The organism is Mesorhizobium sp. WSM4833, from assembly GCF_055811095.1.
This window is the reverse complement of the sequence record NZ_JBVVQG010000048.1, coordinates 1-624: the sequence shown is the minus strand read 5'-3', so window position 1 is coordinate 624 and position 624 is coordinate 1. Positions and strand designations below refer to the sequence as shown.

The following is a 624-nucleotide window of genomic DNA, read 5'->3' as shown; positions in this document are numbered from 1 at the left end:
CTTGAAGGCGACCAGCAGTTCGGCACCCAGCGCACCGTCCACGGCGCGGTGGTCGGTCGACAGCGTCACCGACATCACGGTGGCTATTCTGATCTCGCCGTTCTTGACCACTGCCCGCTCCTCGCCGGCGCCGACCGCCAGGATGGTCGCGTGCGGCGGGTTGATGACCGCGGCAAAATCCTTGATGCCGAACATGCCGAGATTGGACACCGCCGTGGTGCCGCCCTGATACTCTTCCGGCTTCAGCTTGCGGCTGCGCGCGCGACTGGCCAGATCCTTCATCTCGTTGGAGATGGTGGACAGCGTCTTTTCGTCGGCATGCCGAATGATCGGCGTGATCAGGCCGCCGGGGATCGACACCGCGACGCCGACATCGGCGTGCCTGTGCTTGACCATGGCGCTTTCAGTCCACGAGGCATTGGCATCGGGCACTGCCTTCAGCGCCATCGCCAGCGCCTTGATGACCATATCGTTGACCGACAGCTTGTAGGCCGGAGCATCACCCTTGTCGGTCTTCTTCACCGGGGCTGCCGCATTGATCTGCGTGCGCAGCGCCAGCAGCGCATCGAGCTCGCAGTCGAGCGTCAGGTAGAAATGCGGAATGGTGGTCTTGGCCTCGACCAG

At 63.8% G+C, this 624-nt stretch carries 1 protein-coding gene; it reads right to left on the bottom strand.

The features are described 5' to 3' along the window. Positions 1-624: 2-oxo acid dehydrogenase subunit E2 (locus tag AC0L2D_RS31810; protein WP_473544115.1), on the bottom strand; the 624-nt coding region annotated here is incomplete at both ends.